Annotated in this window: 14 protein-coding genes; 8 read left to right on the top strand and 6 right to left on the bottom strand. The window is 71.0% G+C overall.

The features are described from left to right. Positions 1-51 precede the first annotated feature (51 nt). Positions 52-276, bottom strand: a complete 225-nt coding sequence (locus ACYVIH_RS15010) for a hypothetical protein (protein WP_460870272.1) — start codon at positions 274-276, stop codon at positions 52-54. 83 nt (positions 277-359) lie between these two features. Next, positions 360-1,838, bottom strand: a complete 1,479-nt coding sequence (locus ACYVIH_RS15005) for an aminopeptidase P family protein (RefSeq protein ID WP_460870271.1) — start codon at positions 1,836-1,838, stop codon at positions 360-362. Positions 1,839-1,912: 74 nt separating this feature from the next. On the opposite strand from ACYVIH_RS15005, the gene ACYVIH_RS15000 reads away from it, so the two are divergent. From ACYVIH_RS15000 to ettA, 5 genes are all read left to right on the top strand, one after another. Continuing rightward, positions 1,913-3,076, top strand: a complete 1,164-nt coding sequence (locus ACYVIH_RS15000; protein ID WP_460870270.1) for a PrsW family intramembrane metalloprotease — start codon at positions 1,913-1,915, stop codon at positions 3,074-3,076. After that, complete coding sequence (locus ACYVIH_RS14995) at positions 3,073-4,857, top strand: ABC transporter (RefSeq protein WP_460870269.1); 1,785 nt, start codon at positions 3,073-3,075, stop codon at positions 4,855-4,857. The genes ACYVIH_RS15000 and ACYVIH_RS14995 overlap by 4 nt, the downstream gene beginning before the upstream one ends. Then, a complete protein-coding gene (locus ACYVIH_RS14990; protein ID WP_460870268.1) occupies positions 4,854-6,518 on the top strand; it encodes a GTPase in 1,665 nt (554 codons plus the stop codon). Before ACYVIH_RS14995 ends, ACYVIH_RS14990 begins: the two co-directional genes overlap by 4 nt. A 136-nt stretch (positions 6,519-6,654) precedes the next feature. After that, positions 6,655-7,182, top strand: a complete 528-nt coding sequence (locus ACYVIH_RS14985; RefSeq protein WP_460870267.1) for a single-stranded DNA-binding protein — start codon at positions 6,655-6,657, stop codon at positions 7,180-7,182. Positions 7,183-7,415: 233 nt separating this feature from the next. Next, on the top strand, positions 7,416-9,098 hold the full coding sequence (gene ettA, locus ACYVIH_RS14980; RefSeq protein WP_460870266.1) for an energy-dependent translational throttle protein EttA: 1,683 nt from the start codon (positions 7,416-7,418) through the stop codon (positions 9,096-9,098). Positions 9,099-9,174: 76 nt separating this feature from the next. Here the strand turns inward: ettA and ACYVIH_RS14975 are convergent, their stop codons facing one another. Continuing rightward, on the bottom strand, positions 9,175-9,312 hold the full coding sequence (locus ACYVIH_RS14975; protein ID WP_460870265.1) for a hypothetical protein: 138 nt from the start codon (positions 9,310-9,312) through the stop codon (positions 9,175-9,177). 48 nt (positions 9,313-9,360) lie between these two features. Beyond that, positions 9,361-10,587 carry an acyl-CoA dehydrogenase family protein gene (locus tag ACYVIH_RS14970; RefSeq protein WP_460870264.1) on the bottom strand — a complete coding sequence of 409 codons (1,227 nt, stop codon included), beginning with the start codon at positions 10,585-10,587 and terminating at the stop codon, positions 9,361-9,363. A 173-nt stretch (positions 10,588-10,760) separates the two neighbouring features. Between ACYVIH_RS14970 and ACYVIH_RS14965 the strand changes: the two genes are divergently transcribed. Next, entirely contained in the window at positions 10,761-11,129 is a 369-nt protein-coding gene (locus tag ACYVIH_RS14965; protein WP_460870263.1) for a hypothetical protein, read from the top strand. 14 nt (positions 11,130-11,143) lie between these two features. Here ACYVIH_RS14965 and ACYVIH_RS14960 read toward each other — a convergent pair whose 3' ends face one another. Both ACYVIH_RS14960 and ACYVIH_RS14955 read right to left on the bottom strand, forming a co-directional pair. Further along, the gene (locus tag ACYVIH_RS14960) at positions 11,144-11,635 is read right to left on the bottom strand and encodes a MarR family winged helix-turn-helix transcriptional regulator (protein WP_460870261.1); all 492 of its coding nucleotides are present in this window, start codon (positions 11,633-11,635) and stop codon (positions 11,144-11,146) included. A 95-nt stretch (positions 11,636-11,730) separates the two neighbouring features. Next, positions 11,731-12,948 (bottom strand): acetyl-CoA C-acetyltransferase, encoded by a 1,218-nt coding sequence (locus ACYVIH_RS14955; protein WP_460870260.1) that lies wholly within the window; start codon positions 12,946-12,948, stop codon positions 11,731-11,733. A gap of 175 nt (positions 12,949-13,123) precedes the next feature. On the opposite strand from ACYVIH_RS14955, the gene ACYVIH_RS14950 reads away from it, so the two are divergent. Both ACYVIH_RS14950 and ACYVIH_RS14945 read left to right on the top strand, forming a co-directional pair. After that, positions 13,124-13,564, top strand: coding sequence for an acyl-CoA thioesterase (locus ACYVIH_RS14950; protein WP_460870258.1), 441 nt, complete (start codon positions 13,124-13,126; stop codon positions 13,562-13,564). Next, positions 13,561-13,965: an acyl-CoA thioesterase gene (locus tag ACYVIH_RS14945; protein WP_460870257.1), complete on the top strand. Its 405-nt coding sequence runs from the start codon at positions 13,561-13,563 to the stop codon at positions 13,963-13,965. The genes ACYVIH_RS14950 and ACYVIH_RS14945 overlap by 4 nt, the downstream gene beginning before the upstream one ends. Positions 13,966-13,970 lie beyond the last annotated feature (5 nt).

Below are 13,970 nucleotides of genomic sequence, written 5' to 3'. Positions count from 1 at the left end.
CGGTGCACCCGCGGCACGCGCAGCCGCGGCGAGACGTGAGACGAGCCGCTGCTACAGCTTGGTGAGCTTGGGGTAGGGCGAGGCGATCCGCAGCTGGTGAGCGCCGAAGTCGACGGTCACCGCGACGCCGGTCTCGCAGCCGACGACGCGACCGAGACCATGGGCATCGTGGGTGACCCGGTCGTCGAGCGCGAAGTCCTCGACCGGCTCGACCGGTCGGTTGGCGAAGGGACTGCTGGGCAGGTGTCGCCGTTGACCGGCGGTTCGCGTCTTCATCGCCTCCAGTATGCGCCCTCGGCCGGCCGATGACGCCGGAGCGGCCAGGTGGGCTAGCGGAGAGGCCCGGTCAGCGCCGCCGGTCAGGCGCGGAGCGCGGCCATCCACTCCTCGATCTCGGTGACCCCGCGCGGCAGCGACTCCGACAGGTTGTGGGCGCCGTCGGCGGTGACCACGATGTCGTCCTCGATCCGGATCCCGATGCCGCGCAGCTCCTCGGGGACCAGCAGGTCGTCCTCCTGGAAGTACAGCCCCGGCTCGACGGTCAGCACCATCCCCTCGGCGAGCTCGCCGCGGGGGTACACCTCGAGCGAGGCCTTCGCGCAGTCGTGCACGTCCATGCCGAGCATGTGGCTGGTGCCGTGCAGCGTCCACCGGGCGTAGACCTTGCTGTCGGGGGAGAGCGCCTCCTCGGCCGAGACCGGCAGCAGGCCCATGTCCTCCAGCCCGTGGGCGAGCACGCTCATCGCGGCGTTGTGGGCGCCCAGGAACGGCGCACCCGGCCGGACTGCCTCGATGCCGGCGGTCTGGGCGTCGAGCACCAACGTGTAGAGGTCGCGCTGGAGCGGGGTGAACGTGCCGTCGATCGGGAGCGTCCGGGTCACGTCGGCGGTGTAGAGCGAGGACTGCTCCACGCCCATGTCGAGCAACACCAGCTCGCCGGGGCGGATCGGACCGCTGTTGTCGATCCAGTGCAGCGTGGTGGCGTGCCGGCCGCCGCCGACGATCGAGTCGTAGCCGATGTCGTTGCCCATCGCCCGGGCGCGGCGGAAGAACGTGCCCTCGATCCAGCGCTCGCCGTACTTCAGCACGTTGTCCCACTCACGGACGCTGTCGGCGAAGCCGAGCGTCGTGATGTCGCAAGCCTCCTGCAGCTGCTCGAGCTCCCAGGCGTCCTTGACCAGGCGCATCTCGCTGAGCACCCGGGCCAGCTCCTGGTCCCGTCCCTCGTCGGCCGTGACCGTGCTGTCCACGCGGGAGTCCACGCCACGCAGCACGCGGGTCTTGCCCGACGCCTGCAACGCGGAGGGGAGGTCGTCGATGTGCCGGCACTCGATGCCCAAGGACGCCTGCATCTCGTTGAGCGACGGACGCCGGCCGGCCCACAGCTCGCCGTACTGCCGGTCCCGGAAGAACTCGTCGGTCTGCCGCGAGGAGCGCGGGCGGGCGTAGAGCACCGACTCGCCGCCCTCGATGACCAGCACCGCGTCGGTGGTCTGGTTGCCGCACAGGTAGGTGTGCGCGGTCTCCGGGCGGAACCGGTAGTCGGTGTCGTTGGCGCGCACCTTGAACGTGCCCGCGGGGATCACCAGCCGCTCGCCGGGGAACGTCTCGGCCAGCCGGGCCCGGCGCTGCTGCGCCCACTCGGTGATCGGGTGCGGCGGCAGGTCGAGCTCCCGGTCACCCCAGCCGGTGCGCATGAACGCCGCGTAGGCCTCCGGCACCGCCGGGTCGTGGCTCTCGGTCTTCAGCTGCTTGCCGTTGTCGGTGCCCTCGGGCGGGGTCGCCGCGTCCGCAGGGAGGCGCTCGTCGGTGCTGTCGGGGCGGGTGTCTTCGCTCACAGATGCACTGTACGACGGTCAGGGCGGCCGTCGCGAAGGGGAACGTTATGTCCTGATCCAGATAGGCTCACCGCATGAGCGGAGCGACGAGGCGACACCAGGGCAACGTGGTGTTCACCGTCCTCGTCACGCTGGCGATGCTGGCCGGTGCCGGGGTGATGGCGATCGTCCTGCTCGGGTCCGGTGCACCCGGTGCGCTGGTCGTCGGCACCCTGCTCGCCGCGCTCCCCGTCGGCCCGCTGGTCGCCGTGTTCCTGTGGCTGGACCGCTACGAGCCGGAGCCGCGCAGCCTGATCCTCAGCGCCCTCGGCTGGGGGGCGCTGGTCGCCACCGCTGCGGCGCTGATCCTGCAGACGCTCGAGCAGTTCGCGTTCGGCCGCCCGGAGTCGTTCACCGCCGCCGTCGTCGCGCCGATCACCGAGGAAGCGGCGAAGGGGATCTTCGTGCTCCTGCTGGTGATTGCACGTCGCCGCGTCATCGACGGGGTGCTGGACGGCATCGTCTACGCCGGCATGGTCGGGATCGGCTTCGCCTTCACCGAGAACATCCTCTACCTCGCGTCCGCCTACATGGGAGGGGAGGGGATCGGGCCCGGCGGGATCGGTGCGGCCACCGGCACGTTCATCATCCGCGGCATCTTCAGCCCGTTCGCGCATCCCTTCTTCACCGCGGCCGTCGGCGTCGGGGTCGGCTACGCCGTCGTGACCCGGAGCCGGTTCTGGCGTGTGGCGGCCCCGGTCCTGGGGTACGCCTTCGCGGTGCTGGCACATGCGTTGTGGAACGGGGCTGCCTACTTCTCCGGTGGCGAGTACTTCGTCGGCACCTACCTGTTCCTGATGGTCCCCGCGTTCGTGCTGATGGCCGGGTTCGCGATCTGGGCACGCCGCCGCGAGGGCCGGATGCTTGCACGCGCGCTCACCGACGCCGCCCAGCGCGGGTACCTGGCGCCCTACGAGGTCCCCTGGCTGGCGCGGATCGCCGGCCGCAGGGCGGCGCGCGCCCACGCCAAGCGGGTCGGCGGCGAGCCGGCGCTGAAGGTGATGCAGGAGTACCAGGAGCAGGCCATCGAGCTCGGCTTCCTCCACGACCGGTTCCTCCGTGGCACGGCACCGGCGGACGTCGTGCCCCGCGGGCAGGCGATGGTCGACCGGCTGGCGGCCCTGCGCCCGTACGTCGTGTGGCCGCAGCCGCCTGGTACAACTGCCCTGATGCAACCAAGGCTGGAAGGTGGACGGTGAGCAAGCCCGCTACGCCGACTGACATGATCACGGCCCTGGTCCGGCTTCGTGAGGCCCTGCAGTCCGCGCCGCTCCCGCTCGACCTTCCCGGCGTCGAGGAGCGCCGCAAGGACCAGCGCGAGATGATCGACCAGATCGAGGACTACGTCCTGCCGCGGCTGATCCAGATCGACGCCCCGCTGCTCACCGTCGTCGGTGGCTCCACCGGTGCCGGCAAGTCCACGCTGGTGAACTCGCTGGTCGGCACCCGGGTCACCGAGCCCGGCGTGCTCCGTCCCACCACGCGATCGCCGGTGCTCGTGCACAACCCGGTCGACGCCGACTGGTTCGACAAGGACCGGATCCTCCCCGACCTGGCCCGCACCACCGGCGCCACCGGCGACCCCGGTGCCCTGCAGCTGGTCGCCTCCGAGTCGGTGCCGGCCGGACTGGCGATCCTCGACGCGCCCGACATCGACTCCGTCGAGGAGCACAACCGCACCCTCGCCGCCCAGCTGCTCGCCGCCGCCGACCTGTGGCTGTTCGTGACCTCGGCAGCCCGCTACGCCGACCAGGTGCCGTGGGACTACCTCAAGGCTGCCGCCGAGCGCAGCACCGCGGTCGCGATCGTGCTCGACCGCACCGCCCCCGAGGCGATCGGGGAGGTCAGTGGCCACCTCGCGCGGATGCTGACCACGCGTGGTCTCCGGGACTCGCCGCTGTTCACGGTTCCGGAGGGCGCCGTCGACGAGGACGGTCTGCTGCCCCCGGAGGCGGTCGCCGAGATCCGCGGCTGGCTGCACATGCTCGCCGCCGACTCCAACGCGCGCGCCGCCGTCGTCCGGCAGACGCTCGAGGGTGCCATCCGCAGCCTCTCCCACCACACCCACCAGGTCGCGGACGCCGCCGCGGACCAGGCGACGATGGTGCGCCGCCTCCGCGAGGACGTGGACCGCTCCTACGACGAGGCGCTCGCCCGGATCGACGAGGCCTCGGCCGACGGCACCCTGCTTCGCGGCGAGGTGCTCGCGCGGTGGCAGGAGTTCGTCGGCACCGGCGAGCTGCTGCGGTCCCTCGAGTCGAAGGTCGGCTGGCTGCGTGACCGCGTGGTCGGCCTGGTCAAGGGACGCCCGCAGCAGGTCGAGCAGGTCACCGTCGCCGTCGAGTCCGGCCTGGAGACCCTGATCCTCGAGCACGCCGAGAACGCCGCCGAGCGCACCGAGGCGTCCTGGCGGTCGGTGCAGGCCGGCCACCGGCTCCTCGACGAGTCCGGCCGCGACCTCGGCCGTGCCTCACGCGACTTCCGGGCCCGCGCCGAGCGGGCGGTCCGGGACTGGCAGCAGGGTGTGCTGCAGATGGTGCGCACCGAGGGCGCCGACAAGCGCTCGACCGCGAGGGTCCTCGCCTTCGGTGTCAACGGCCTGGGGGTCGCGCTGATGATCGTGGTCTTCGCCTCCACCGCCGGGGTCACCGGCGCGGAGGTCGGCATCGCGGGTGGCTCCGCCGTGATCGGACAGAAGCTGCTCGAGGCCGTGTTCGGCGACCAGGCGGTGCGCCGGCTCGCCGCCAACGCCCGCAAGGACCTGCGCCGCCAGGTCGAGGCGCTGCTGGCCACCGAGAAGCAGCGCTACCTCACCCTGCTCGACTCCCTCGGCGTGGACCAGAAGGCCGCCGAGAACCTCCGCGCCGTCTCGCGTCGCATCGACGACCTGCGCTTCGCCGCCCAGATCGCCCCCAGCCCCGCCGAGGAGAGCTCGTTGCAGCAGATCGCCCCACCGCACCCGCAGGCGGGTCAGCCGTGACCGCGCTCGTGGAGGGCGCCAAGCGCCTGCTGGGGAAGGGCTCCTCCGACGTCGCCGCACGCGTCGCCGGCCTCGAGCAGGCCGTCGAGAACGCTCGTGGCCGTCTCGACGACGAGGTGGTCGACGAAGCCGCCGGGGTCGTCGAGCGGGCCGGGGCACGGCTGCGGCTGTCCGCCGAGCACACGGTTGTCGCCCTCGCCGGCTCGACCGGGTCGGGCAAGTCCTCGACGTTCAACGCGCTCACCGGTCTCGACCTGGCCGCGGTCGGCGTCAAGCGGCCCACCACGTCCTGGACGATGGCGTGCACCTGGGGTGCCGAGGGGTCCGGCGAGCTGCTGGACTGGCTCGGCGTGCCCCGGCGGCACCAGGTGACCCGCAACAGCATGCTCGACACTCCGGTGAGCGAGGACCGTGAGCTGCACGGCCTGGTCCTGCTCGACCTGCCCGACCACGACTCGACCGAGGTGTCCCACCACGTCGAGGTCGACCGGCTGGTGAAGCTGACCGACGTACTCGTCTGGGTCCTCGACCCGCAGAAGTACGCCGACGCCGCCGTCCACGACCGCTACCTGCGTCCCCTCAGCTCCCACCGCGACGTGATGCTCGTCGTGCTCAACCACATCGACGAGGTGCCGGCCGACCGTCGCGCGTCGATGGTGGCCGACCTGGAGCGACTGCTGAAGGAGGACGGCCTCGACGGGGTGCCGGTCTTCACCACCTCCGCGCGCACCGGCGAAGGCGTTGCGGAGCTGAAGAAGGCGCTCGCCGACCGGGTGGCCGCGAAGAAGGCGATGCGCACCAGGCTGGTCGCCGACGTCAAGGACGCCGCACGGCTCCTGCAGAAGCAGAACGGGCTGGTGCGGCCCAGCGACGTCGCTCGCGGCCGCAAGGCCGAGCTCGTCGACGCGTTCGCCGACGCCGCCGGCGTCCCGACGATCGTGCACGCGGTGGACAAGGCCACGCGGGTCAGGTCGCGCCGGGCGACCGGCTGGCCGGTGACCAAGTGGGCGGCCCGACTGCGGCCCGACCCGCTCAAGCGGCTGCACCTCGACCTCGGGCCCCGTGGCAAGGAGCTCGTCGGCGACGCCCGGGCCTCGGTGCCGGAGGCGACGCAGGTGCAGCGGGCACGGGTCGACACCGCGGTGCGTGCGGTGGCCGACGACGCCGCAGCCGACCTGACGCCGCAATGGGCCTCGGCCGTACGCCGCGCGTCGGTCTCCCGCTTCGACGACCTCGGCGACGCCCTCGACCGGGCCGTCGGGACCACCGACCTCGGCGTTGCGCGCACCCCGATCTGGTGGCAGCTGGTGCGCGGCCTGCAGTGGGCGCTGTTCCTCACCGCGCTCGCCGGCGGCCTCTGGCTCGGTGGGCTGGCGGTGATGGGCTACCTGCAGATGCCCGAGCCCGAGACCCCGGACTACCGCGGCTTCCCGGTCCCCACGCTGATGCTGCTCGGTGGTGCGCTCGCAGGGGTGTTGCTCGCGATGCTCTCGCGGGTGTTCACCGCCGTGGCCGCCCGCCGCAAGGCGCGCTCGGCCGACCGGAGGCTGCGCGCGGCGATCGGCGAGGTCACCGAGGACCTGGTCATCGAGCCGATCGAGGCCGAGATCGAGGCGTATCGCCGCACGCTCGACGGACTGGAGGCCGCCCTCCGCCGCTGAGCGGGTCGGGACGGCGCTCGTCCACAGCCGCGCCGGCGGCCGGTTGCGTCCACAGGGTCGGCGACGAGGCCTCTTCTCGGTCGGCCGTGCCAGGCAGCCTTGCGTCGAACGGCAACCGACGCAAAGGAGCAACGACATGCACGAGACCTACGTGACCTTCCACGGCTGGGTGGGCAACGACGTCACCCACCGGACCGTCGAGGGCAGCAACGTGGCGAACATGCGCGTAGGCACCACCCCGCGCATCAAGCGCAAGGGCGCCTGGGTCGACGGACCCACGACGTGGTACTCGGTGTCGGCCTGGCGCACCCTGGCCGACAACGTCCGCGACTCGATCAAGAAGGGTGACGCCGTCATCGTGCACGGGCGGCTGCGCAGCGACGAGTGGGAGCGCGAGGACGGCCGGGTCTCCACGACGCTGCTCGTCGAGGCCACCTTCATCGGCCACGACCTGTGCCGGGGGACGAGCGTCTTCCTGCGGTCGCAGAAGCGGGAGCGGCCGGAGAACGACGCCAATGACGAGCTGTCGGAGATCATCCACGGCGACGTCGACATCAACGTGCGCCTGGACAGCTGGGGGAACCCCGTCGAGCCGGCAGTCGAGCCCGCACTCGGATCGGGCCGGCTCTCCGAGGAGCTCCGCAGCGACGAACCGGCCGCCTGAGCGTCCTCGCCGCCACGTGCGGGTGCCGCTCGTGGCACCTCCGGGCGGGGTGGACCGGGGCCTGGGACGTCCACGATCGCGCACCCAGCGCAGGCGGTGCGGGGAACGGGGCCGGCCGCCGCGGCCGCGGCCGGCTCGGCGGCTTGCCGGTCGTCGGTCCGAGAGGGAGACGGCGGTCGCCGGCCCGGACCGATTGGAGTGCTCGGGCCGGGGCGCCGTAGGCTGGTCGGACTATGGCTGAGTATGTGTTCACGCTGCGCAACGTGCGCAAGGCCCACGGCGAGAAGGTCGTTCTCGACAACGTCACCCTCTCGTTCCTGCACGGGGCGAAGATCGGTGTGGTCGGGCCCAACGGCGCCGGCAAGTCCTCCCTGTTGAAGATCATGGCGGGCTTGGACCAGCCCTCCAACGGCGACGCGATCCTGGATCCCGAGGCCACGGTCGGCATGCTCCAGCAGGAGCCGCCGCTGACCGAGGGCAAGACGGTCCTGGAGAACGTCGAGGAGGCGGTGCACGAGATCAAGTCCAAGCTGGACCGCTTCAACAAGATCTCCGAGGAGCTCGGCGACCCCGACGCCGACTACGACAAGCTCCTCGCCGAGATGGGTGACCTCCAGACCGATCTCGACCACGCCAACGCCTGGGACCTCGACAGCCGGCTCGAGCAGGCGATGGACGCGCTGCGCACCCCGCCGCCGGACGTGCTGGTCGACAACCTGTCCGGGGGCGAGCGCCGCCGCGTCGCGCTGTGCAAGCTGCTCCTCCAGCAGCCCGACCTGCTCCTGCTCGACGAGCCCACCAACCACCTCGACGCCGAGTCGGTGCAGTGGCTCGAGGGCCACCTGGCCACCTACCCGGGTGCGGTGCTGGCCGTGACCCACGACCGGTACTTCCTCGACAACGTCGCCTCCTGGATCCTCGAGATCGACCGCGGCCGTCTGCACCCCTACGAGGGCAACTACTCCACCTACCTGGAGACCAAGAAGGCCCGCCTCCAGATCGAGGGCCAGAAGGACGCCAAGCGGGCCAAGATGCTCGAGCGCGAGCTGGAGTGGGTGCGGTCGAACCCCAAGGCGCGTCAGGCCAAGAGCAAGTCGCGTCTCGCCCGCTACGAGGAGCTCGCCGCGGAGGCCGAGCGCAACCGCAAGGTCGACCTCGCCGAGATCAACATCCCGGCGGGTCCCCGGCTGGGTGACGTCGTGCTCGAGGCCACCGAGGTCGGGAAGTCCTTCGGTGACCGCACGCTGATGCACGACCTGTCGTTCTCGCTGCCGCGCGCGGGCATCGTCGGTGTCATCGGTCCCAACGGCGTCGGCAAGACCACGCTGTTCCGGATGATCGTGGGGGAGGAGAAGCCCGACACCGGCGACCTGAACGTCGGTCAGACGGTGAAGATCTCCTACGTCGACCAGAGCCGCGGTGGCATCGACCCCAACAAGAACGTCTGGGAGGTCGTCTCCGACGGGCTCGACCACATCAAGGTCGCCAACTTCGAGATGCCGAGCCGGGCCTACATCGCCTCCTTCGGCTTCAAGGGCCCCGACCAGCAGAAGAAGGCCGGCGTCCTGTCCGGTGGTGAGCGCAACCGGCTCAACCTCGCGCTGACCCTGAAGATGGGCGGCAACCTCCTGCTCCTCGACGAGCCGACCAACGACCTCGACGTGGAGACCCTGCAGTCCCTGGAGGATGCGCTGCTGGAGTTCCCCGGCTGTGCCGTGGTCACCTCGCACGACCGGTGGTTCCTCGACCGGGTCGCCACGCACATCCTGGCGTGGGAGGGCGATGACGAGGACCCCGCGAAGTGGTTCTGGTTCGAGGGCAACTTCGCCTCTTACGAAGCCAACAAGATCGAGCGTCTCGGCGCCGACGCGGCTCGCCCGCACCGGGTGACCCACCGCAAGCTCACCCGAGACTGAACCCTCGTCGCGTACGACGAGGCCCCCGGCGATGTGCCGGGGGCCTCGTCATGTGCGCGGGTGCTGTGCTCGTGGCTCAGCGCTTGTTGTGCCGGCGGCTCTCCTGGAACTTGGCGAACGCCTCACGAGCCTTCTGCTGGTTGGCGGGCTTGCGTGCCTCGTCGTAGATCTTCTTGGCGATGCCGAGCTTGACGACCTTGCTGATCATTCCCATGTCGCCACGGTACCCAGGCCTGCCCAGCGCCATGCCCGCTGGAGCGTCTCAGACCGCGGTCTCGGCGATCAGGCTGTCGGAGATGATCCGGCGCTGGATCTCCGAGGTCCCCTCGAAGATGCGGGTGAGCCGGGCATCGCGCCAGTAGCGCTCGACCGCGTAGTCGGTGGTGTAGCCGTTGCCGCCGAAGACCTGCAGCGCCTGGCTGGTGACCCGCTCGGCCATCTCCGAGGCGAACAGCTTGGCCTGGGAGGTCTCGGTGCCGGCGGGCTCGCCCTGGTCGACGAGCCACGCGGCGTGCAGGTAAAGCTGGCGTGCGGCCGCAACCTCGGCCGACATGTCGGCGATCATGTGCCGGATCACCTGCTGGTCGCCGATCGGCGCGCCGAACTGCTCGCGCTGCTGGCAGTAGGTCAGAGCGTCCTCGAGTGCGCCGCGGGCGAGGCCGACCGCCCGCGCGGCGGTCTGGGCGCGCGCGACGTTCAGCCAGCCCAGGCTGTGCTTGAACCCCTGCCCCTCGCCCTCGCCGGTGTCCTGCAGTGCATCGGCCGGGAGCCGCAGCCCGTCGATCCGCAGCTCCCACGTGGTGAGGCCGAAGTAGCCGATCTTGTCGATCGGCGTGCCGGTGATCCCTTCGGGGAAGGAGCCACGCTCCTTCTCGACCAGGAACAGCTCCAGGCCGTCGGAGGGGCCGTGGTCCTCGCGAGGGGGCCGGGTCCGGGCCAGCAGGTGGATGAAGTCCGCCGACAGGGCGTGCCCGACCCAGCGCTTGGTCCCCGAGATCACCCAGCTGTCGCCGTCGCGCTCCGCGGCGCACTGGACGTTGGCGAGGTCCGACCCTGCCTGCGGCTCGGAGAACGCGATCGCACCGATCCGGCGGCCCTGGGCGCTGAGCCGTCGCAGCTCCCGACGCCGCTCGGGGTCGGCGCTGTCGCAACCGGTCCCGTTGCCGCGGGCGATGATGCTGGCGACACTCATCCACGCCCGGGCCAGCTCCTCGGAGACCAGGCAGTACTCCAGCACCCCGAGTCCCAGGCCGCCCTCGTCCTCGGGAACGAGGATGCCGAAGTAGCCCAGCTCGCCGATCCGCTCGAGCAGCGCGGCCGGGATGTCCTCGTGGAGCAGGTCTAGCTCGTTGGCCACCGGCAGCACCTCGTCCATCGCGAAGGCGCGGCAGGTCTCCACCAGCTCGATGCGCGCGGGCGTGAGGTACGGGCTGTGGGCGGGCGCCACGGTCGTCACCGGGTCGAGGTTGTGGCGGTGCCAGGTCGTCATGGGAGATCAGATACCCAGATTCCGGTCAGTCAGTGACGGCGCCGCGGATTCGGTACGACGGGCACCTGACTCCTAGACTCGGCGGCTGACCGACGCGGGGGAGCGCCGACCGACGGACGGTCCCGCGAGGACCACCGACCGATCCGATCCTCGACCCACGACTGAGAGCAGAGATGAGCCACAGCGAGCCACACGGCACGGTCCCCGGCCTCACGGTGTGCGGGCTGTGCGCGGGCGAGACACTCGGCGAGGACGATCCACGCCCCGACGGCCAGCTCGGCCGGCTGCGCGACATCGCCGCAGACGGAGTCGCCTCCCTGCACGAGGTGGAGTGCCTCGACCAGTGCAACCAGGGCGACGTGGTCGTCGTACGCCCCTGCGCGCGGGCCCGACGCCAGGGCGGCCGGCCGGTGTGGTTCTCGGGCATCGCTGGTGACGAGCAGACCGGTGCGCTGGAAGACTGGCTGCGGCAGGGCGGGCCGGGGGCCGCGCAGCCCCCGGCGCAGATCGCGGACAAGCAGATCGACCGCAGCGCCGACTGAGACGCCCCCGGGCCTCAGCGGATGTCGGCGGAGGGGTTGCCCTCGATCAGCTTGTCGGCGACCGCGTCGAAGACCCGGCCGACAGCGGCGAAGTCGTCGTCACCGGCGAGGTCGACCAGGAACCGGCGGACTCCGGCGACGTGGGTGGGCGCCGCCTCCTCCAGCCGGGCGAAGCCCTGGTCGGTCAGCACCGCCTCGACCCCCCGACCGTCCGACGCGCAGGCGCTGCGCTGGACGAGACCGTCCTTCTCCAGGCGCGCCACGGTGTGCGTCACCCGGCTGCGGGAGTGGCTGATCGACCCGGCGAGCTCGGCCATCCGCATCCGCCGGTCGGGGGCCTCGGACAGCCGGACCAGGATCTCGTACTCCGGCATGGACAGGTCGTGCTGCTCGCGGAGGTCGCGGTCGAGGCGGTCCATGAGCAGGGTGGTGCCGACGAGGTAGGCACGCCAGGAGCGCTGCTGGTCCTCGCTGAGCCAGCGGGTCTCGGTCGCGTTCGCGGTCATGGTGAGAATGGTACTAGGCCAAAAGTTGAAGATTCAATAAAACTGCGCAGGGCCCCCGGCGCGCTGCCGGGGGCCCTGGAGGCGAGCGGGGACGGTCAGCTCATCCGCTCCAGGATGAGCGCCATGCCCTGGCCGCCGCCGACGCACATCGTGATCAGACCGGTCTGCTTGTCGTGGGTCTGCAGCGAGTTGATCATCGTCGCCTGCAGGCGGGCGCCGGTCATGCCGAACGGGTGGCCGACCGCGATCGCGCCGCCGTTGACGTTCAGCTTGTCGATGTCGATGCCCAGGTCCCGGTAGGACGGGATCACCTGCGCGGCGAACGCCTCGTTGATCTCGACGAGGTCGATGTCGTCGATGGTCATGTTCGCCCGGGCCAGCGCCTGCTTCGAGGCCTCGACCGGGCCGAGGCCCATGATCTCCGGCGACAGGCCGGTCACGCCGGTGGAGACGATCCGGGCGAGCGGGGTGAGGCCGAGCTCCTTGGCCTTGGTGTCGGACATGATCACCAGCGCCGCGGCGCCGTCGTTGAGCGCGGTGCAGTTGGCGGCGGTGACCGTGCCGTCGGGCCGGAACACCGGGTCGAGCTGCGAGACCGCCTCGAGCGTGACGCCGGCACGCGGGCCGTCGTCCTTGCTGACCACCGTGCCGTCGGGCAGGGTCACCGGGGTGATCTCGCGGGCCCAGAAGCCGTCGGCGATCGCCTTCTCGGCGAGGTTCTGGCTGCGCACGCCGAACTCGTCCATCTCCTGGCGGGTGATCCCGCGGAGCCGGGCGACGTTCTCGGCGGTCTGGCCCATCGCGATGTAGGCGTCGGGCAGCTTGCCGTCCTCGCGCGGGTCGTGCCAGTCCTGACCGCCCTTGGCCATCTCCTCGGTGCGCGCCTTGGCCTCGTCGAAGATCGGGTTCTGGGTGTCGGGGAGGTGGTCGGAGGTGCCCTTGCGGAACCGGGAGACCGTCTCCACGCCGGCGGAGATGAACACGTCGCCCTCGCCGGCCTTGATCGCGTGCATCGCCATCCGGCTGGTCTGCACGCTGGAGGAGCAGTAGCGGGTGATCGTCGCACCGGGCAGGTGGTCGTAGCCGAGCAGCACCGAGACGATGCGGCCCATGTTGTTGCCCATCTCGCCGCCGGGCAGGCCACAGCCGAGGTAGAGGTCGTCGATGTCCTTCGGGTCGAGCGCGGGGATCTTGTCCAGCGCCGCGCGGACCATCGCCACGGTCAGGTCGTCGGGACGCATGTCCTTGAGTGAGCCCTTGTTCGCGCGGCCGATGGGGGAGCGGGCCGCGGAAACGATCACTGCCTCGGGCATGGAGGAACTCCGATCTTCTCGAGTGTCAGGGGCCGGTCGCCGCGGTCGCGGCACCAGGCACGCCGACAGCCTAGAACGGATTCCATGTCCGGGGGATGTGCGGGGCGCCACATCCGGGCGCCGGGCACGACGGTCGCATGACCGTCGTACCGGACCGCTCTGGCAGGATCGGCACGTGCGTCACGTCTACTACTGCCCGCTGCGCTGGGCCGACATGGACTCCCTCGGGCACGTGAACAACGTGACCTACGTGGACTACCTGCAGGAGGCCCGGGTCGATATGTTCGCCGTGCACGCGCCGGCGCGCGGTGGCGAGGAGCTGGCCGAGGGCGTGGTCGTGGTCCGCCACGAGGTGGAGTTCGCGGCACCGCTGGTGTTCCGGATGGAACCTGTGCGGATCGAGACCTGGATCACCGACATCAAGCACGCGACGTTCACGATGGCCTACGAGATCCTCGACGAGCTGCCCGACGGCTCCCGGAAGGTGTACGCCCGGGCGAACTCGGTGCTGACGCCCTACGTGTTCAGCGAGGAGCGGCCGCGGCGGCTCCGGTCGGAGGAGCGGTCGGTGCTCGAACGGTTCCTCGAGCCCGCGACCCTCGGGGAGCGCCGATGAGCCGCCACGTCTACCAGTGCCGCGTCCGGTTCTCCGACGTCGACGTCTACGGGCACGTCAACAACGTCAAGTACTTCGAGTACTTCCAGGAGGCGCGCCTGGCGTTCTTCATGGGCCTCGGTCGCGGCGAGGATGAGGACCACGGTTTCGCCGTGGTCGTCGCTCGCGTCGACGTGGACTACAAGCGGCCGATCCTGTTCCGCAGCGAGCCCTATCCGATCGAGTCGTGGATCAGCCGGGTCGGCAACTCGTCGTTCGTGATCAGCGCGGAGATCAAGGACGGCGACACCGTCCTCTCGCGCGCCGACGCCACCCTGGTCACCTTCGACGTGAAGACCCAGCGGGCGCGGCCGATGGGCGAGGCGGAGCGCGAGCGGTTGCTGGCGGTGCTGGAGGGCTGACCTGC

The organism is Nocardioides pakistanensis (assembly GCF_054781215.1).
Note: the sequence above shows the minus strand (reverse complement) of the source record. Positions and strands in the feature narration are given on the sequence as shown.

Coding starts and splice junctions, on each gene's coding strand:
- ACYVIH_RS14970 (WP_460870264.1), bottom strand. CDS start 10,587: ATGACGACCTGGCACCGCCACAACCTCGACCCGGTGACGACCGTGGCG.
- ACYVIH_RS14965 (WP_460870263.1), top strand. CDS start 10,761: ATGAGCCACAGCGAGCCACACGGCACGGTCCCCGGCCTCACGGTGTGC.
- ACYVIH_RS14960 (WP_460870261.1), bottom strand. CDS start 11,635: ATGACCGCGAACGCGACCGAGACCCGCTGGCTCAGCGAGGACCAGCAG.
- ACYVIH_RS15000 (WP_460870270.1), top strand. CDS start 1,913: ATGAGCGGAGCGACGAGGCGACACCAGGGCAACGTGGTGTTCACCGTC.
- ACYVIH_RS14955 (WP_460870260.1), bottom strand. CDS start 12,948: ATGCCCGAGGCAGTGATCGTTTCCGCGGCCCGCTCCCCCATCGGCCGC.
- ACYVIH_RS14975 (WP_460870265.1), bottom strand. CDS start 9,312: ATGGGAATGATCAGCAAGGTCGTCAAGCTCGGCATCGCCAAGAAGATC.
- ACYVIH_RS14985 (WP_460870267.1), top strand. CDS start 6,655: ATGCACGAGACCTACGTGACCTTCCACGGCTGGGTGGGCAACGACGTC.
- ettA (WP_460870266.1), top strand. CDS start 7,416: ATGGCTGAGTATGTGTTCACGCTGCGCAACGTGCGCAAGGCCCACGGC.
- ACYVIH_RS14945 (WP_460870257.1), top strand. CDS start 13,561: ATGAGCCGCCACGTCTACCAGTGCCGCGTCCGGTTCTCCGACGTCGAC.
- ACYVIH_RS15010 (WP_460870272.1), bottom strand. CDS start 276: ATGAAGACGCGAACCGCCGGTCAACGGCGACACCTGCCCAGCAGTCCC.